The organism is Mammaliicoccus sp. I-M35 (genome assembly GCF_022386455.1).
GTDB classification, from domain to species: Bacteria; Bacillota; Bacilli; order Staphylococcales; family Staphylococcaceae; genus Mammaliicoccus; species Mammaliicoccus sciuri_A.
In genome coordinates, this window is the sequence record NZ_JAJNIL010000005.1 from 141,071 (window position 1) to 160,858 (window position 19,788).

Sequence of the window (19,788 nt, forward strand, 5' to 3'; positions counted from 1 at the left end):
GGTGGTCGTATAAGTGTCAATGACAGGGCAAGAGAAATTCCAAACGCTTCTCACGCAAATGAACATAACAGACGAACTTGATAAAGATGTCGTAGAACAAGGTGAACTTACAAGAATTGATGTGTCCCAATCAAAAAGATTGTGGCATTTCTACATTAAGTTGCCATATTATTTATCAAGTGAAATGTATCTTGTTTTTACAAATCAACTGAAAAATACTTTTAGTAGTATTGCGCAAGTTGATTGGACAATTGAAGTGACAACTAAAGAACAAATAGATGAACATATATTGAAATACATTCCACATTGTATTGATGGTACTGAATTAAGTGATAAAGTGAAACATCAACTTAAACAAAAGCCTATTATCTTTGCTGATGATATCGTGAAAGTTCAAGTGAACAATGATATTGAACGCGACTATTTCGATAAGCGTGTTAATGGTTCATTAGTAAAAGCGCTCCAAAAATGTGGCTTTCAAATAAGTCGTGTTATATTCGAAACGATGGATAATGAAGAACAAATGAGAAGAGAACTTGAATCATTTGAAGCGCACATCCAACAAGAAGATGAAGAAGCTGCACGAATTGCATCAGAAAAAATGGAACGTATGAAGAAAGAAAAAGCAGAATCTAGTGATAATGAAAATGCGGTATCACGATGTCAAATTGGTAAAGACATTCCTGTAGATTCCATTCGTAAAATAGAAGATATTATCGAAGAAGAGTTCAAAGTAGCACTTGAAGGTGTTATTTTTGATATCGAAATGAAAGAACTTAAAAGTTGTAGACATATTGTCACATTAAAAATTACGGACTATACCGATTCACTTATACTTAAAATGTTTACGAGAAAAGGTAAAGATGACCTTGAACATTTTAAAGCTTTAAAAGTAGGTACATGGGTTAGAGCACAAGGTAGAATTGAACAAGATCAATTTATACGTGATTTAGTGATGATGATGACGGATATCCATGAAATTAAGAAGTCTCCTAAACTTGATAAAGCAGATGAAAAAAGAGTTGAATTTCACTTACATACATCTATGAGTCAAATGGATGGCATTACACATATCGGTAAGTATGTTGAACAAGCTGCTAAATGGGGACATAAAGCAATCGCGATAACAGACCATAATGGTGTTCAAGGATATCCAGATGCGCATGCAGCTGCCATGAAAAATGGTATTAAAATGATTTATGGTATGGAAGGTATGCTTGTAGATGATGGTGTGCCGATTGCGTACAAGTCACAAGATATTCCGCTTAAGGCTGCAACGTATATTGTATTTGACGTTGAAACAACAGGACTTTCAAGTCAATATGATCAAATTATAGAATTAGCGGCTGTTAAGGTTAAAGATGGCGAAGTAATTGATACCTTTGAACGTTTTTCTGACCCAGGAGAACGTCTATCAGAAACAATTAAAAATTTAACTGGTATTACAGACGAAATGTTACGTGGACAACCTGATATTGAAACAGTTCTAAAAGATTTCCATGAATGGGTTGGAGACGCAATTTATATTGCGCATAACGCATCATTTGATATGGGCTTTATAGATACAGGATTTGAACGTATCGGACTTGGTGCTACGACAAATGGTGTTATCGATACGCTTGAATTATCACGTACAGTGAATACTGAATATGGTAAACATGGTTTGAATTTCTTAGCTAAAAAATATGGTGTAGAACTTACACAACACCATAGAGCGATTTATGATGCGGAAACAACAGCACATATCTTTATTAAGATGTTAAAACAGTTAGAAGAACTCAATGTTCATAATCATAATCAAATAAACGAGAAGCTATCAAATGATGAAGCATATAAACGTGCAAGACCTTCACATGTAACGCTAATCGTACAAAACCAAGTCGGACTGAAAAATTTATTCAAAATTGTCAGTGCCTCATTAGTTGATTACTTTTATCGTACACCACGTATACCACGCTCGTTATTAAACAAATATAGAGAAGGTATTCTAGTAGGTAGTGCATGTGATGAAGGGGAAGTATTTACAACGGTTATGCAAAAAGACCAAGATGAAGTTGAAAAAGTTGCGAAATATTATGACTATATAGAAGTTCAACCAAAAGGGTTATATCAAGATTTAATTGATAGAGAATTAATTAAAGATAATGAAACGATGGAAGAAATATATAGTCGTATATTAAGCGTTGGTGAGAAACTTAATATTCCAGTTATCGCAACAGGAAATGCTCATTATTTATACGAACATGATGCTGTTGCACGAAAAATATTAATCGCCTCTCAACCAGGTAATCCATTGAATAGACAAACATTACCTGAAGCACACTTTAGAACAACTGATGAAATGTTAGATGAATTCCACTTCTTAGGTGAAGAAAAAGCATATGAAATCGTTGTGAAAAATACGAACGACTTAGCAGATAGACTCGAAACCGTGATACCTATTAGGGATGAATTATATACACCTAATATGGAAGGTGCGAACGAAGAAATTCGTGAATTGAGTTATGAGAATGCTAGAAAATTATATGGTGAAGACTTACCACAAATCGTAATTGATAGACTTGAAAAAGAATTAGAAAGTATTATCGGAAATGGTTTTGCGGTTATTTACTTAATCTCACAAAGGTTAGTTAAGAAATCATTGAATGATGGTTATTTAGTTGGTTCGCGTGGTTCAGTCGGATCTAGTTTTGTTGCGACAATGACTGAAATAACTGAAGTGAATCCATTGCCGCCACATTATATTTGCCCATCTTGTAAAGAAAGTCATTTCTTTGATGATGGTTCAGTCGGATCAGGTTTCGACTTACCAGATAAACAATGTGAAAAATGTCATGTTGATATGATTAAAGAAGGACAAGATATACCGTTTGAAACATTCTTAGGTTTCAAAGGAGATAAAGTACCGGATATTGACTTGAACTTTAGTGGTGAATATCAACCAGTAGCCCATAATTATACGAAAGTACTGTTCGGTGAAGACAAAGTATTCAGAGCAGGTACAATCGGTACTGTTGCTGAAAAAACAGCTTTTGGTTATGTTAAAGGATATTTAAATGATCAAGGTATTCATAAACGTGCAGCTGAAGTTGATAGACTTGTTAAAGGTTGTACCGGTGTTAAAAGAACAACCGGGCAACATCCAGGTGGTATCATTGTTGTACCAGATTATATGGATATTTATGATTTTACACCAATCCAATACCCTGCCGACGATCAAAAATCACCATGGAAAACAACGCATTTCGACTTCCATTCTATTCATGATAATATTTTGAAACTGGATATATTAGGACACGATGATCCAACAATGATTAGAATGTTACAAGATTTATCAGGCATTGATCCTAAGACAATACCAGTAGACGATAAAGAAACAATGAAAATCTTTAGTACACCTGAATCATTAGGTGTAACAGAAGAAGATATTCTTTGTAAGACTGGAACATTTGGTGTGCCAGAATTCGGTACAGGATTCGTTAGACAAATGCTTGAAGATACGAAACCAACTACTTTTTCAGAGCTCGTACAAATATCTGGGTTATCACACGGTACAGACGTTTGGTTAGGAAACGCACAAGAGTTAATCAAATCAGGTACATGTGATTTATCAAGTGTTATCGGTTGTCGTGATGATATTATGGTTTACTTAATGTATAACGGCTTAGAACCATCACTTGCCTTTAAAATTATGGAAGCAGTTCGTAAAGGTAAAGGTTTAACAGATGAATTCGAAGAAGCTATGAAAGAAAATAATGTACCAGATTGGTATTTAGATTCATGTAAAAAAATTAAATACATGTTCCCTAAAGCCCATGCTGCTGCATACGTTTTAATGGCATTAAGAATTGCATACTTCAAAGTTCATCATCCGTTGTTCTATTATGCAAGTTACTTTACAGTACGTGCGACAGACTTTGATTTAAAAACAATGACAAAAGATAAAGAGTCTATTAAATCAACGGTGAAAGAATATTATAGCCGATTCCATGAATTAGCTAAAAAAGAAAAAGATGTATTAACAGTTTTAGAAATTACAAATGAAATGGCACATAGAGGTTACAAAATCCAGCCAGTAAGCTTAGAGAAAAGTGATTCGTTTGAATTCAAAATTGAAGGTGATTCACTTATTCCACCATTTATCGCAGTTCCTGGACTAGGTGAAAACGTTGCGAAACGTATCGTTGAAGCAAGAGAAGAAGGTCCATTCTTAGCTAAAGAAGACCTTAATAAAAAAGCAGGTGTATCACAAAAAATCATCGAATATCTCGATGAACTTGGATCATTACCAAATATGCCTGATAAAGCTCAGCTTTCAATATTTGATTTATAATGCATGTTCTTGAGCATAGCGCCATTATGTGATATACTGTTATTGCTTAAAATAATACTCTGACGTTTAAAGAGTGGGACATTTCCCGCTCTTTTCTGTTTGTATTAAGAGGGAGGTCATTATGAGTAAAGTTGCAGCACACGTTGAGGAAATTATTCAACCAATACTTGAAGATTTAAATTATGAACTTGTAGATGTCGAATATGTCAAAGAGGGATCAGACTATTATCTACGTATTGCAATTGATAAAGACGGTGGCGTTGATTTGAACGACTGCACAATTGCCTCTGAAAAGATTAGTGAAGTTATGGACAAAGAAGATCCTATTAAAGAACCTTATTTCATGGATGTATCTTCACCTGGTGCAGAACGCCCATTGAAAAAAGAAAAAGACTATCAAAATGCAATTGAACAACCTGTATTTATCTCGTTATACGAACCTGTTGAAGGAGATAAAGAATGGTTAGGCGTTTTAAAAGAAGTTACTGAAACATCTATAACGCTAGAAGTGAAAATTAAAACAAGAACTAAAAATGTCACGTTGCCACGCAAGAAAATCGCTAAAGCACGTCGATCAGTAATGTTATAATATAAAGGAGGATACATTGTGAAAGGTAATGAATTATTACTTGCAATTGAATACCTTGAAAAGGAAAAAAGAATACCTCGTGAGGTACTTATTGATGCAATAGAAGCGGCTTTAATCACAGCTTACAAAAAGAACTATGACAGTGCCAAAAATGTTAGAATCGAATTGAATCTTGATGAAGGTACTTATAGAGTTATTTCAAGAAAAGACGTTGTAGAAGATGTTGAAGATTATAGAGATCAAGTAGCATTAGATACAGCGTTAGTTACAAACCCAGCATACGAAATTGGAGATGTCTTTGAAGAAGACGTTACACCTAAAGACTTCGGTCGTGTTGGTGCTCAAGCAGCTAAACAAGCAGTTATGCAACGTTTAAGAGATGCTGAAAGAGGCATTCTTTATGATGAGTTTATTGATAAAGAAGATGACATTGTAACAGGTGTTATCGATAGAGTCGATCATCGTTATGTATATGTTAATTTAGGCCGTACTGAAGCTGTACTTTCTGAAGCTGAGAGAAGTCCAAATGAACAATATTTACCAAATGAACGTATTAAAGTATATGTGAATAAAGTTGAACAAACGACTAAAGGTCCTCAAATCTTTGTATCACGTACACATCCTGGTTTATTAAAGCGTTTATTCGAGCAAGAAGTTCCTGAAATTTATGATGGTACTGTAATTGTTAAATCTGTAGCACGTGAAGCTGGAGACCGTTCTAAAATTAGTGTCACTTCAGAAAATGGCGATATCGATGCTGTAGGTGCATGTGTTGGTGCTAAAGGTGTTCGTGTTGAAGCAGTCGTTAATGAATTAGGTGGCGAAAAAATCGACATCGTTGAGTGGGACGAAGATCCAAAAGTATTCGTAAGAAATGCTTTAAGTCCTTCACAAGTTGTAGAAGTTATTGTAGACGAAGAAAATCAATCGACTACAGTTGTCGTACCAGATTATCAATTATCATTAGCAATCGGTAAACGTGGACAAAATGCACGACTTGCTGCGAAATTAACAGGTTGGAAGATTGATATTAAATCAGAAACTGATGCAAGAGAAGCAGGCATTATTTCAACTGAAGAATCATAAAGTGAGGTGCTTTTATCATGAAAAAGAAAAAGATACCAATGCGTAAATGTATACTTTCAAATGAAATGAAACCTAAAAATGATATGATTCGTGTCGTTAAAAATAAAGAAGGCGAAATAACAGCAGATGCGACAGGTAAAGCACCAGGTCGCGGTGCATATGTTTCTAAAGATCTAGAAGTTATTGAAAATGCACAGAAACAAGGAAAGTTAGAACGTTATTTTGACAGTAATAAAGAAACACTTGAACCTGTCTATAAAGAAATCATTCGTTTAATTTACCGTGAGCGTATACCTAAATGAGTATAGAAAAGAAAGATCAAATTTTAAATCTTCTTGGTCTGGCAACAAGAGCTAGAAAGATTAAGACTGGCGAAGAAATTGTCATAAGTGAGTTAAGAAAAGGCAATGTTAAACTTGTCATACTTTCAGAAGATGCTGCAGCAAATGTTACAAAAACTATAAAAAATAAATGTGCAACTTATCATGTAACACTTTTAACTTTTGCTACACGCTATGAATTAGGCTACGCAATTGGAAAAGAAAGCAGAGTGGTGTTGGGCATAACTGACATTGGATTTAGCAAAAAGCTAAAAACGATGATTCATGATTTTCATGAGGAGTGAGTATATGAGTAAAAAGAGAATATATGAGTATGCAAAAGAAATCGATGTAAAGAGTAAAGCAATCATAGATGAATTAAAAAAGAATAACATAGAAGTATCAAATCACATGCAAGCATTAGAGGAGAATGACATTAAAATTTTAGATAAAGCATTTAAAAAGCAGGATTCTGCTAAAAAAGACCAATCAACTACTCACGCAAATACAAATAAATCAAATAACAACAAACAGAATAACAAACAAAACAATAAACCTAATCATCAACAAAAGAATCAAAAAAATCAAAAGAATAAAAAGCAAAATAACAAAAAACAACAAAATCAACAACAGCAACAACCTAAACCTGAAGTTAAAGAAACACCATCTTTAATTACGTATGAAGAAGGTATTACAGTTGGTGAATTAGCTGATAAAATCAACAAAGATGCTTCTGAAATTATCAAGAAGTTATTCTTACTTGGTGTCGTAGCTAATATTAACCAAGCATTAGATACTGAAACTGTTGAATTAATTTGTGCAGATTATGATATTGAAGCTGAGTTAGAAGTACATGTAGATGCTACTGACTTAGAAAATTACTTTGAAGTTGATGAAAATGATGCAGACTTAATCGAAAGACCTGCAGTTGTTACAATCATGGGACACGTTGACCATGGTAAAACAACGCTTCTAGATTCAATCCGTAATACACGTGTTACAGCTGGTGAAGCGGGTGGTATTACACAACATATTGGTGCATACCAAATTGTTAATAATAACAAGAAAATTACATTCCTTGATACACCAGGACATGCTGCTTTCACAACAATGAGAGCGCGTGGTGCTCAAGTAACAGATATCACAATTTTAGTTGTTGCAGCTGATGATGGTGTAATGCCTCAAACAATTGAAGCAATCAACCATGCTAAAGCAGCAGAAGTACCAATTATTGTTGCGGTAAACAAAGTTGATAAACCAACAGCAAATCCTGATCGTGTTATGCAAGAATTAGGTGAATATGGTCTTTATCCTGAAGACTGGGGTGGAGATACAATCTTCGTTCAACTTTCAGCAATCCAAGGTGACGGAATCGATGATTTATTAGAAATGATTGGTTTAGTTTCTGAAGTTGAAGAATTAAAAGCTAACCCTGACCGTGCTGCAGTAGGTACTGTAATCGAAGCAGAGCTTGATAAATCACGTGGACCTGCAGCTTCTCTATTAGTACAAAACGGTACTTTAGAAGTAGGAGACTCATTAGTAGTGGGTAACACATACGGTAGAGTACGTGCGATGGTTAACGATTTAGGTAAAAGAATCAAAACAGCTGGACCATCAACACCTGTTGAAATTACTGGTTTACATGATGTACCACAAGCTGGTGATCGCTTTGTTGTATTCAAAAATGAAAAACAAGCTCGTCAAATCGGTGAAAAACGTCAACAAGAAAATATCTTAAAACAACGTCAAGATAGTAAGAGCGTTTCATTAGATAACTTGTTTGAACAAATGAAACAAGGTGAAATGAAAGATTTAAATATCATCATTAAAGGTGATGTTCAAGGTTCAGTAGAAGCTTTAGCAGCATCATTAATGAAAATAGATGTTGAAGGTGTTAATGTACGTATTATTCATACAGCAGTTGGTGCGATTAATGCATCAGACGTTACATTAGCAGCAGCATCAAACGGTATTATTATCGGATTTAACGTAAGACCAGATGCAGGTGCTAAACGTGCTGCAGAAGAAGAAAATGTTGATATGAGATTACACCGTATTATTTATAAAGTAATCGAAGAAATCGAATCAGCTATGAAAGGTCTATTAGACCCTGAATTTGAAGAGCAAGTTATTGGTCAAGCTGAAGTACGTCAAACATTTAAAGTATCTAAAGTCGGTACAATCGCTGGTAGTTACGTAACAGACGGTAAGATTACAAGAGATGCAAGTGTACGTATTATTCGTGACGGCATTGTTATCTTTGAAGGTGAACTAGATACACTTAAACGTTTCAAAGATGATGCTAAAGAAGTAGCAGCTGGATATGAATGTGGTATCACAATTGAAAAATTCAATGACATTAAAGAAGGCGACATCTTCGAAGCTTTCAAAATGGTTGAAATTGAAAGAAAATAAAGTGAATACTTTAATATAAATCTTAAGAGACTGGGACATTATTTATTTATTGTCTCAGTCTTTTTTGATATAGCACATAATTTTGGGGTTTTCATGAAAGGAGGAAAGCGATGATGACCATACTTGCAATCATTATTTTTGTATTGACACTGACTTTCGTTATTTGGCAACCGAAAGGACTAGATATCGGTGTAACAGCTTTTATTGGTGCATTAATTGCCTTAATAACTGGTGTTGTACAAATAGAAGATATATTTGAAGTGACTAGCATTGTTTGGAATGCAACATTGACATTCATAGCGATAATTATCATTTCGCTTATACTTGATGAGATAGGATTCTTTGAATGGTCTGCGATTCATATGGTTAAAGCCTCTCGAGGAAATGGTGTAAAGATGTTCGTTTATATTATGATATTAGGTGCAATTGTTGCGGCATTTTTTGCGAATGATGGTGCAGCTTTGATACTTACGCCTATAGTATTGGCAATGGTACGTCATCTAGGATTTAATAAGAAAATCATTTTTCCTTTTGTGATAGCAAGTGGATTTATAGCAGATACAACTTCGCTACCATTTACAGTGAGTAATTTAGTGAATATTGTTTCTGCAGACTATTTTAATATTGGCTTTGTTGAATATTTCTTACATATGTTCATACCGAATATATTCTCATTATTGGCTAGTATTGCCGTATTGTGGTTATTCTTTAAATCGTCAATACCACGTACATTTGATGATCATCATTTAAAACAACCAAAAGAAGCAATTAAAGATTTGAAACTGTTTCGTATGTCATGGGCTATACTATCCATTTTACTCATCGGATATTTTATCAGTGAGTTTGTACACATACCCGTATCAATTATTGCAGGTTTAGTAGCGATTATATTTGTATGGTTTGCTAGAAAATCTCCTGCAGTTCATACTAAAAAAGTACTTAAAGGTGCACCATGGAATATAGTCGTATTCTCAATTGGTATGTATCTAGTTGTCTTTGGGCTTAAAAATGTAGGTATCCTAACAATTTTAAGTCATATACTAACAGACGTTTCTCAACATGGATTATTTGCAAGTATTATGGGGATGGGTTTTATAGCAGCATTTTTATCATCGATTATGAATAACTTACCAACCGTTCTTATAGATGCACTCGCTATCCATCAATCAGATGTTATTGGTCCGCTTAAAGAAGGCATGATTTATGCAAATGTCATCGGTTCAGATCTCGGTCCGAAAATTACTCCCATCGGTTCATTAGCAACATTATTGTGGCTTCATGTATTGTCTCAAAAAGGTGTTAAAATACCTTGGGGCACATACTTTAAAACAGGTATTATCATAACGATACCCGTATTATTTATTACATTAGTAGGTTTGTATGTAACATTGTTAATCTTTTAAAAAACAGTTAAGATAGGAAGCTATCTTAGCTGTTTTTTCGTTTGCGATATTGTAAAGGTGTCATAAAATAGAATTGCTTAAATACTTTGATATAATGTGATGTTGTTTTATAACCAACTTTTCTACCAATGTCTTCAACTGTCATTATATTCTCATTAAGCAATACGATACTTTTTTCGATTCTTATTTCATGTAAATATTGCATAATTGTTTGATGAGTAACTTGTTTGAATAATCTTGATAAATGAAATTTTGAACCGTGACATTGGTTACAAATTTCATCTAATGTAAGATTTAAATGATAATATCGATGAATGAAATTTTTTATTTGTAATGCCCATTCTTCATCTTCTAATAATTGACCTGTTGGATTACACTTTTTACAAGGACGATAACCATTTTCTATAGCTTCGTGATAGTCTCGATATATTGAAACATTTTCTTTATTAGGTAATTTAGCATTACATGAAGGTTTACAGAATATCATTGTCGTCTTAACTGCATATACAAAATCATCATTTGCTAATTTATTGTTTGTTTGAATGTCTTGCCATCTTTTCTCAGTTAAATACATTGCCAAATCTATCACCTCAAAAATATCATAACATATAAAAATATCCTTATATTGCTATCTAATTATGAAAACGACTATTTATATTGAGTTTACAAATAAATTCATATAAACTTTCAACAAAGGAGGTAGACGATGAAAATAATTTATCATGGTATTCTTAAGCATCTTAATAAACATCTCGATATTTATGCAAGTGATGAGGGTCTCGTATTTGTAGGTTCATTTGATAAAGGAAATGAAATACATCAGTTTATTTCAAATATAGAAATTAAAGAAAATCAAGACAAAGTAAAACCATATATCGACCAATTGAATGAATATTTTAATGGCACAAGAAAAACTTTTGACTTAAAAATAGATATAAATTCCACACCTTTTAACGAAACTGTGTGGCAAGCGTTGACCAAAATCCCATATGGAGAAACAACAACTTATTCAGATTTAGCCAATAAAATTGATAAACCAAATGCAGTTAGAGCTGTTGCATCAGCAGTCGGTAAAAACCCATTAAACATTGTGATACCTTGCCATCGTGTTATAGGCAAAGACGGACAACTAAGAGGATATAGAGGCGGACTTGAAATGAAGCAATCATTATTAGAATTAGAATCAAGACACACCCATTTATCATAAATAATGTGGTGTGTTTTCTATTATCATTTCGTGTATGATAATAGAAAGAGATGATTGGGGGGTCAATATATGAGTAGTGATGATAATAGCAGGAAAGTCATTTTAGATTTAGCTGTTACATTAGATGGGCTTATAGAAGGTGAAAATGGCGAGATTGACTGGTGTATTATGGATCCTGAAATGAATTTTGATGACTTTTTAAATCAAGTCGATACAATATTTTATGGAAGAAAAAGTTATGAAGCATGGGGAGATTTTCAACCGAGTTTAGAAGATTCAGAAGAAGACAAATTAATGTGGAAAAACATTCATGCCAAAGAAAAATATGTCTTTTCAAAGAAATTTAAGTTTGAAGATAAACATGTCAATGTTATTAAAGATAATATCGTAGAACATGTCAATGAAATAAAAAGTAAGCCAGGTAAAGATATATGGTTATATGGTGGATCTAGCTTAATCACGACATTTGTAAATTATGGATTAGTAGATGAATATAGACTATCCATACATCCTATAGTTTTAGGAAAAGGAAAACCACTATTTATAGATATAGAAGATAGACAACAACTTAAACTTGTACATTCAAGAAAATTTAAATCAGGTGTTATACAATTAATTTATCATAATGAGTAGTAGGTGATATCATGAAAACAGAACGTGAGGTATTGGAAGAAATTTTTAATATTGCTTCGATTGAGGATGATATTAGAGCAGTTTGCATGAATGGGTCTAGGGTTAATAAATTTATTGAACCGGATGAATATCAAGATTTTGATATTGCATTTATCGTAAAGAATTATGAGTCGTTTATTCAACATTTATCATTTATTAAAAATTTTGGAGAGCCTATTATTTCTCAGTGTAATAGAGAGCGTTCTGATAGTGGTATAAAGGATCAATTATTTTATATGGTGTTGTTTGAAAAACACATGCGAGTAGATTTCAGATTTATACCAATTGAATGTATAGAAGCATATAGACATGAAGATTATTTACTGAAGGTATTAATTGATAAGGATCATTATTTTAGTGATCAAAGTGAACCAAGTGATAAAAAATATCATATTAAGAAACCTAATCAGAAGCGGTTTGATTTTGTTTGTAATGAATTTTGGTGGTTATCAACGTATGTTGTTAAAGGCATTAAAAGAGAAGAAATTTTTTATGCTATTGATCATTTAAATATGATGCGTGATTTACTTCTTACTATGTATGATTGGAAAGTCGGAAACAAATTTGAATGGCAAATCTCAACTGGAAAAAATCATAAATTATTAAAAAAATACATTTCTAAGTCTGAATGGAATAAATTGTTGGCATCATATCCACATGGTGAAGTTGATGATATAACAAATTCATTATTAAGTATTACAGAACAATTTTATATTTTATCAGTCGAAGTAGCCAAAGATTTAAATATAGGAATTGAAACTATGGAAGCAAATAAGGTTATTAAATATAATCATAATCAAATAACTGGATTTACTGACATGTAAATGGGAAGTATACCTTAGCTGGAGATATACTTCCCATTTTTGGAAGATAAGCACTTTTATTGTTGAGTCGAGAATACGGATTCTCTTCAAGTATATAAATATACTTGATATATATAGCATAACTGTTTATTTAGAAAAGTGAAATTTGTGTTATGGATGATGACTTGTTATGTGACAGTTGATGACATTCATTTAAGTGATAATCATTATTTTTGATGTATATTTACACTGTAATAAGGGAATAGGTAAGTAAATAGATTGGATGCAGTAAAGTTAAACATGAACTACAAATATGACGTATTGGAGTGGTTCTTATGCAAACAATGATCGTTTATTTTGTTGGCTGCTTTATTGGATTTATCGTACACCGTATATTTCAAACTGAAAGTATGTGGATGAATGTCGCTCAGTTTTCAATATTTTTCGCATTTATGTATACATTTATTGGTAGATTTATGCCTTCTATTCGAAATTCACTTATTAAAATGGTTCCGAGTAGTATTCCAAATCCGAAAATGATTGTGTATGTAACTGGGTGGTTAGAATTTGTTATTGCGATAAGTGTGTTTATTCCTAAAGTTAATTTTGTATTCAGTGTGATTGGTATTATTTTATGCTTTGTATTGTTCCCTGGTTATATGAAAGCACATGCCAAAAATATATCTATAGGTGGAAAAGTACCGATGAATATATATTTAAGAGCACTGTTGCAAATATTATTTATTGTTTCATTTATTATCATTTTTAAGCATGCATAAGATGGTATATAGTGAAGTATTGATGGATAGTTTATGAATTCTTTTTTAACTTATTTTTCGATAATCTTTCATTTATTTTTCTAATGTAATTTAAACAAATAATTAATGGAGTGATTATCTTTTTAAGCATTCAAGCATGTGCTATAATGTACTAATGTATATAGAGAGATGAGAATGTTAAGAGGTGAAAGATATGAGTATTCGTTCTGAACGAGTAGGCGAACAAATGAAAAAAGAATTAATGGATATTATCAACAATAAACTTAAAGATCCAAGAGTTGGATTTTTAACAATTACAGATGTAGAACTTCCAGGAGACTTATCACACGCTACAGTTTATTTAACTGTATTAGGTACTGATAAAGAAAAAGAAGATACATTTAAAGGTTTAGAAAAAGCAAAAGGCTTTATTAAATCAGAATTAGGTAATCGTATGAAATTACGTATTTTACCAGAATTGCATTTTGAATATGATGAATCAATCGATTACGGTAATAAAATTGAACGCATGATTCAAGATTTAAATCGTAATGATTGATCTGAATTTAGGCTAAGACACTATAAGATGTCTTAGTCTTTTTTTGTTGGTGAGAAAGCCTAGAAGTAGGTGAAAGGACGCTATAACTACCATAATTCCGAATTGTGGTAATAAGAGAGCTGTAACTACCATTATTCTGAATTGTGGTAATAAGAATGCTGTAACTACCATTATTCCGAATTCTGGTAATTAGAATGTGCTAACTACCATAATTTCGAATTGTGGTAATAAGAGCGACGCATCTGTTAGGGACATTTCTTGGAATTCTGTCTCTAAGCACCTCTGTTAGGGACATTTCTCAGAATTCTGTCCGTAAGCACCCTCGTTAGGGACATTTCTTGGAATTCTGTCTCTAAGCACCATCGATAGGGACATTACTCAGAATTCTGTCCGTAAGCGTCCTCGATAGGGACATTACTCAGAATTCTGTCCCCAACACAATCGCTTTTTTTATGAAATTGAGTTATTTCTTCTTTTTATGAATATTTTCATGTAAAATTAAAAAGAATAGAAACATTATGGAGGTCGTAAATTTGGATGGCATTCTAGCAATTCATAAGGAAGTTGGTATGACAAGTCATGACGTCGTATTTAAACTTCGTAAAATTTTAAAAACAAAAAAAGTTGGCCATACTGGAACTTTGGATCCTGAGGTAAGTGGTGTACTACCGATTTGTGTTGGGAAAGCGACGCGTGTGAGTGATTATGTGATGGAAAGTGGCAAATCTTACAGAGCTGAAGTAACGATTGGTATGAGTACAACGACTGAAGACCAAACTGGTGAGATTGTAGATCAGAAGCGTGTTGGTCAAAATTTATGGGACAAAGATGAAATGATTGCGACTTTAAAACAATTAGAAGGTGACATAGAACAAATTCCACCTATGTATTCTGCTGTTAAAGTTAATGGTAAGAAATTATATGAATATGCTAGACAAAATATTGAAGTTGAACGTCCTGTTAGAAGGGTACATATTAACAGTATTGATTTAATTTCTGATATTATTTATGAGAATGATACTTGTAAGTTTGAAATTGAAGTTGAATGTGGCAAAGGGACATATATTAGAACGTTAGCAACTCAAATTGGTGCGTTACTAAATTATCCTGCACATATGTCTCATTTAATTAGATTGAAAAGTGGCGGTTTTACTTTAAATCAGGCTATTAAATTAGATGACTTAAGAGAAATTGTTGAGCAAGATAAGTTACAAGATGTGATTCTTCCATTAGAATATGGATTGAATGGTTTAACGAAAATTACCGTACATGATAAAAATATCGTAACGCGTATTCAGAACGGACAAAAAATAGAAAAATCTTTAATAGATGAAAGTAAACATGATGGCGAATTTGTTGTTTGGTATGAAGACAAAGCAATTGCTATTATGGATACTTACGATAAAAATGAAACACTTTATAAACCGAAAAAAGTTTTTCTTTAAAGGAGTATATTGATGGAAGTTATAGAAATTACACACCCAATAAAATCTAAACAATTTGTAAATGAAAATATTGCTTTAGCTATCGGTTTTTTTGATGGCATACATTTAGGTCATCAACAAGTTCTTAAAAAAATGATTAAAGTAGCTAAAGATAAACATTTAAAAAAAGCTGTTATGACATTTGATCCACACCCTTCAGTTGTCTTAAATCCTGAAAAGAAAAGAACAACGTATTTAACACCTATTGCGGATAAAATTGAAGCAATTGAAAAGTTAGGCGTAGATTACTGTTTCGTCGTTAACTTTTCTTCTACATTTGCAGATGTGTCTGCAGATGATTTTATTGACCAATATTTTATTCAAAATCATGTAAAAGCTGTTATTGCTGGCTATGATTTCAGTTTCGGTAAATATGGAAAAGGAAATATGGCATCGTTACAAGAAAATGATTACCCATTTGATGTATTTGTTGTATCTAAGCAAACATTACATGAGGATGAAAAAATCTCAACTACGAATATTAGAACATCACTTGAACTAGGAGAAATAGAAGCTTGTAATTTAGCTTTAGGACGTCCATATGTTATTAAAGGTATGGTTGTTCAAGGCGAAAAAAGAGGTCGTACGATTGGTTTCCCTACAGCTAATGTTGAACCAAGCGATGACTATGTATTACCGAGAAAAGGTGTTTACGCCGTAACATTATTAATTAAATCAAGAGATAAGTCATATAAAGGTGTATGTAACGTTGGTGTGAAACCAACATTCCATGATCCATCTGTTTCTCAAATAAGTATTGAAGTTAATATCTTTGATTTTGAAGAAAGTATATATGGTGAGCGTGTAGAAGTATATTGGCACCATTTTATTAGACCAGAACAAAAATTTGATGGCATTGATGCACTTGTTAATCAAATTAAGCAAGACAAAGAAGAAGCAAAAGCGTTATTATCACTTGAAAGAACATAAAGAGTTATGTATAATGATTTGAGTGCCTAATCCTTGGCTTATCGACACTCCGACGATCAGCTCAGGTTTACGGTGAATACAATTATAGGAGGGAAATTGACAATGGCAATTTCACAAGAAAGAAAAAACGAACTAATCGAACAATACCGCGTACATGAAACTGATACTGGTTCTCCAGAAGTACAAATCGCAGTTTTAACAGCAGAAATCACTGCTTTAAACGAACATTTACGTACTCACAAGAAAGACCATCATTCACGTCGTGGATTATTAAAAATGGTTGGTCGTCGTAAACATTTATTAACATATTTACGTGAAAATGATGTTCAACGTTACCGTGATTTAATTAAATCATTAGGATTACGTCGCTAATCGTAATTTCAATCGAAGGAAATCAATCAGATTTCTTTCGATTTTTTTATAAATAAATATAAAAAATATGTGTATAATGGTATGATATAAGAGATTAAGTGTATGAGAGGAGATTCATAAATGTCTCAAGAGAAGAAAGTCTTTAAGACAGAATGGGCAGGAAGTCCATTAATAATTGAAACAGGCCAATTAGCAAAACAAGCTAATGGTGCAGTATTAGTAAGATATGGGGATACAGTTGTATTATCAACAGCAACTGCATCAAAAGAACCTAGAAATGTAGACTTTTTCCCATTAATGGTTAACTATGAAGAAAAAATGTATGCTGCAGGAAAAATTCCTGGTGGCTTTAATAAACGTGAAGGTAGACCTGGTGAAGATGCTACTTTAACAAGTAGATTAATTGATAGACCAATTCGTCCATTATTCCCTAAAGGTTACAGACATGATGTTCAAGTTATTTCTATCGTAATGAGTGTAGATCCAAACTGTTCACCAGAAATGGCAGCTATGATAGGTTCTTCAATGGCATTATCTGTTTCAGATATTCCATTTGAAAGACCAATTGCAGGTGTAAACGTAGGATTAGTAGACGGCGAATTTGTTATCAATCCAGATGTTGAACAAAGAGAAGTCTCTTTATTGGATTTACAAGTAGCGGGTCATAAAGATGCGATTAACATGGTTGAAGCGGGTGCTAAAGAAGTAACTGAAGAAACAATGTTAAATGCTATTTTATTTGGTCATAAAGAAATTCAAAGATTAGTTGAATTCCAAGAAGCTATCATTGAAGATATTCAACCTGAAAAAGCTGAATTTATACCTGTTGAAATTGAAGCTTCATTTGAAGAAACAGTTCGTGCTAAAGCAGAAGCTTTAGATATTATTTCAGCAATCAGAACTGAAGAAAAACAACAAAGAGATATTAATATTTCTGCAGTTAAAGAAGAAGTTCTGAATGACTTTACTAACGAAGAAGATCCAGATAACGAAGAAGTTCTTAAAGATGTAAGTAAAGTATTAGATGCACTTGTAAAAGAAGAAGTGCGTCGTTTAATTACTGAAGATAAAGTGAGACCAGATGGACGTAATCCTGAAGAAATCAGACCATTATCTTCTGAAGTTGGATTATTACCTAGAGCTCATGGTTCAGGTTTATTTACACGTGGACAAACTCAAGCATTTTCAGTTGCGACTTTAGGTGCATTAGGTGAACATCAAATCATTGATGGTCTAGGTACAGAAGAACAAAAACGTTACATGCATCACTATAATTTCCCTAACTTCTCAGTTGGTGAAACAGGACCAGTGAGAGCACCAGGACGTCGTGAAATTGGTCACGGTGCATTAGGTGAACGTGCATTACTACAAGTTATTCCTGATGAAAAAGAATTCCCTTATACAATAAGAGTTGTTTCTGAAGTACTTGAATCAAATGGTTCATCATCACAAGCTTCAATTTGTGGTTCAACTTTAGCTTTAATGGATGCAGGTGTGCCAATTAAAGCACCAGTTGCAGGTATCGCAATGGGCTTGATTACTAAAGATGATAACTACACAATTTTATCTGATATTCAAGGTATGGAAGATGCACTAGGTGATATGGACTTTAAAGTTGCAGGTACAGAAAAAGGTATCACTGCTATTCAAATGGACATCAAAATCGATGGTTTAAGTGAACAAATCTTAAAAGAAGCTCTTGAGCAAGCAAGGATTGGTAGATTATATATCTTAAATCATATGCTTGAAACATTAAGAGAACCTAGAGAAGAACTTAGCCAATATGCACCTAAAATTGAAATTATGCATATTAAACCAGATAAAATTAGAGATGTTATTGGACCTGGTGGTAAGAAAATCAATGAAATCATTGATGAAACAGGTGTTAAATTAGATATCGAACAAGACGGTACAGTATTTATCGGATCTAAAGATAAAGAAATGATCGACCGTGCTAGACAAATTATTGAAGATATTACAAGAGAAGCTGAAGTCGGTGCAATTTATATGGCAACAGTTAAACGTATCGAAAAATTCGGTGCATTTGTTGAAATCTTCCCAGGTAAAGATGCCCTTGTTCATATTTCTCAATTCTCTAACGAAAGAGTTAACAAAGTTGAAGATGTAGCTAAAATTGGCGACCAATTCTTAGTAAAAGTAACTGAAATTGACCGTCAAGGACGCGTAAACGCATCACGCAAAGTGTTGTTAAACGAAGAAAAAGAACAAAAATAATAAAAGAAATGATTCAGATAGGGACATTGACAATCATTAAAATCTGAAATTTAAAGTGTCAACAAAGTCATAGATTTTGTTGGCATTTTTTATGAGTAAGTAGAACAAGAAGTTACATGACATATGTTAGTAGTGGTATGAATAAGGGTGTCGTTATTAGCAGTTCTGGCAAAAGGTGCAAATACTGATACCGTTATTAGCAGTTTTGTTCAAAAGTGTAAATACTGATACCGTTATTAGCAGTTCTGGCTGAAGGTGCAAATACTGGTGTCGTTATTAGCAGTTCTGTTCAAAAGTGTAAATACTGATACCGTTATTAGCAGTTCTGTTCAAAAGTGCAAATACTGATACCGTTATTAGCAGTTCTGGTCAAAAGTGCAAATACTGGTGCCGTTATTAGCAGTTTTGGCTAAAAGTGCAAATACTGATACCGTTATTAGCAGTTCTGACTAAAAGTGCAAATACTGATACCGTTATTAGCAGTTCTGGCTAAAGGTGTAAATACTGCGATTATACATGTACATAATACTTCTCAATACTTATAACACAAAAGGTTTTAAATTAATGATTGCTTCATATAAAATACTTTTATAACCGATACGCCTGAGGGAATCGTACA

Annotated in this window: 17 protein-coding genes; 16 read left to right on the forward strand and 1 reads right to left on the reverse strand. The window is 33.0% G+C overall.

Annotation, left to right across the window (positions count from 1 at the left end):
* Positions 1-13: 13 nt before the first annotated feature.
* From LQ679_RS07445 to arsB, 7 genes are all read left to right on the forward strand, one after another.
* Entirely contained in the window at positions 14-4,333 is a 4,320-nt protein-coding gene (locus tag LQ679_RS07445; RefSeq protein WP_481817225.1) for a PolC-type DNA polymerase III, read from the forward strand.
* Between the two features lie 121 nt (positions 4,334-4,454).
* Positions 4,455-4,922 (forward strand): ribosome maturation factor RimP, encoded by a 468-nt coding sequence (rimP, locus tag LQ679_RS07450; protein ID WP_037587791.1) that lies wholly within the window; start codon positions 4,455-4,457, stop codon positions 4,920-4,922.
* Positions 4,923-4,940: 18 nt separating this feature from the next.
* Positions 4,941-6,008 carry a transcription termination factor NusA gene (gene nusA / locus LQ679_RS07455; RefSeq protein WP_037587793.1) on the forward strand — a complete coding sequence of 356 codons (1,068 nt, stop codon included), beginning with the start codon at positions 4,941-4,943 and terminating at the stop codon, positions 6,006-6,008.
* A 17-nt stretch (positions 6,009-6,025) separates the two neighbouring features.
* Positions 6,026-6,310, forward strand: a complete 285-nt coding sequence (gene rnpM / locus LQ679_RS07460) for an RNase P modulator RnpM (protein WP_025905335.1) — start codon at positions 6,026-6,028, stop codon at positions 6,308-6,310.
* On the forward strand, positions 6,307-6,633 hold the full coding sequence (locus tag LQ679_RS07465) for a ribosomal L7Ae/L30e/S12e/Gadd45 family protein (protein WP_025905336.1): 327 nt from the start codon (positions 6,307-6,309) through the stop codon (positions 6,631-6,633). Before rnpM ends, LQ679_RS07465 begins: the two co-directional genes overlap by 4 nt.
* 4 nt (positions 6,634-6,637) lie before the next feature.
* A complete protein-coding gene (infB, locus tag LQ679_RS07470; protein WP_206167130.1) occupies positions 6,638-8,746 on the forward strand; it encodes a translation initiation factor IF-2 in 2,109 nt (702 codons plus the stop codon).
* Between the two features lie 113 nt (positions 8,747-8,859).
* Entirely contained in the window at positions 8,860-10,149 is a 1,290-nt protein-coding gene (gene arsB, locus LQ679_RS07475; protein WP_239762369.1) for an arsenite efflux transporter membrane subunit ArsB, read from the forward strand.
* Between the two features lie 25 nt (positions 10,150-10,174).
* Here arsB and LQ679_RS07480 read toward each other — a convergent pair whose 3' ends face one another.
* Positions 10,175-10,723 carry an Ada metal-binding domain-containing protein gene (locus tag LQ679_RS07480; RefSeq protein WP_239762370.1) on the reverse strand — a complete coding sequence of 183 codons (549 nt, stop codon included), beginning with the start codon at positions 10,721-10,723 and terminating at the stop codon, positions 10,175-10,177.
* 132 nt (positions 10,724-10,855) lie between these two features.
* Here LQ679_RS07480 and LQ679_RS07485 point away from each other — a divergent pair, with 132 nt between their 5' ends.
* From LQ679_RS07485 to pnp, 9 genes are all read left to right on the forward strand, one after another.
* A complete protein-coding gene (locus LQ679_RS07485; RefSeq protein WP_239762349.1) occupies positions 10,856-11,356 on the forward strand; it encodes a methylated-DNA--[protein]-cysteine S-methyltransferase in 501 nt (166 codons plus the stop codon).
* 69 nt (positions 11,357-11,425) lie between these two features.
* A complete protein-coding gene (locus tag LQ679_RS07490; RefSeq protein ID WP_159315105.1) occupies positions 11,426-11,989 on the forward strand; it encodes a dihydrofolate reductase family protein in 564 nt (187 codons plus the stop codon).
* Between the two features lie 11 nt (positions 11,990-12,000).
* Positions 12,001-12,852: an aminoglycoside 6-adenylyltransferase gene (locus LQ679_RS07495; RefSeq protein ID WP_239762350.1), complete on the forward strand. Its 852-nt coding sequence runs from the start codon at positions 12,001-12,003 to the stop codon at positions 12,850-12,852.
* Positions 12,853-13,166: 314 nt separating this feature from the next.
* The gene (locus LQ679_RS07500; protein WP_239762351.1) at positions 13,167-13,610 is read left to right on the forward strand and encodes a hypothetical protein; all 444 of its coding nucleotides are present in this window, start codon (positions 13,167-13,169) and stop codon (positions 13,608-13,610) included.
* A gap of 193 nt (positions 13,611-13,803) precedes the next feature.
* A complete protein-coding gene (gene rbfA / locus LQ679_RS07505; protein WP_037587805.1) occupies positions 13,804-14,148 on the forward strand; it encodes a 30S ribosome-binding factor RbfA in 345 nt (114 codons plus the stop codon).
* Between the two features lie 518 nt (positions 14,149-14,666).
* A complete protein-coding gene (gene truB, locus LQ679_RS07510; RefSeq protein ID WP_202188944.1) occupies positions 14,667-15,593 on the forward strand; it encodes a tRNA pseudouridine(55) synthase TruB in 927 nt (308 codons plus the stop codon).
* 12 nt (positions 15,594-15,605) lie between these two features.
* Positions 15,606-16,562, forward strand: a complete 957-nt coding sequence (ribF, locus tag LQ679_RS07515) for a riboflavin biosynthesis protein RibF (RefSeq protein WP_025905353.1) — start codon at positions 15,606-15,608, stop codon at positions 16,560-16,562.
* Between the two features lie 102 nt (positions 16,563-16,664).
* Positions 16,665-16,934, forward strand: a complete 270-nt coding sequence (gene rpsO, locus LQ679_RS07520; protein ID WP_025905354.1) for a 30S ribosomal protein S15 — start codon at positions 16,665-16,667, stop codon at positions 16,932-16,934.
* Between the two features lie 120 nt (positions 16,935-17,054).
* The gene (gene pnp / locus LQ679_RS07525; protein WP_025905355.1) at positions 17,055-19,169 is read left to right on the forward strand and encodes a polyribonucleotide nucleotidyltransferase; all 2,115 of its coding nucleotides are present in this window, start codon (positions 17,055-17,057) and stop codon (positions 19,167-19,169) included.
* The last annotated feature ends 619 nt before the right edge of the window (positions 19,170-19,788 follow it).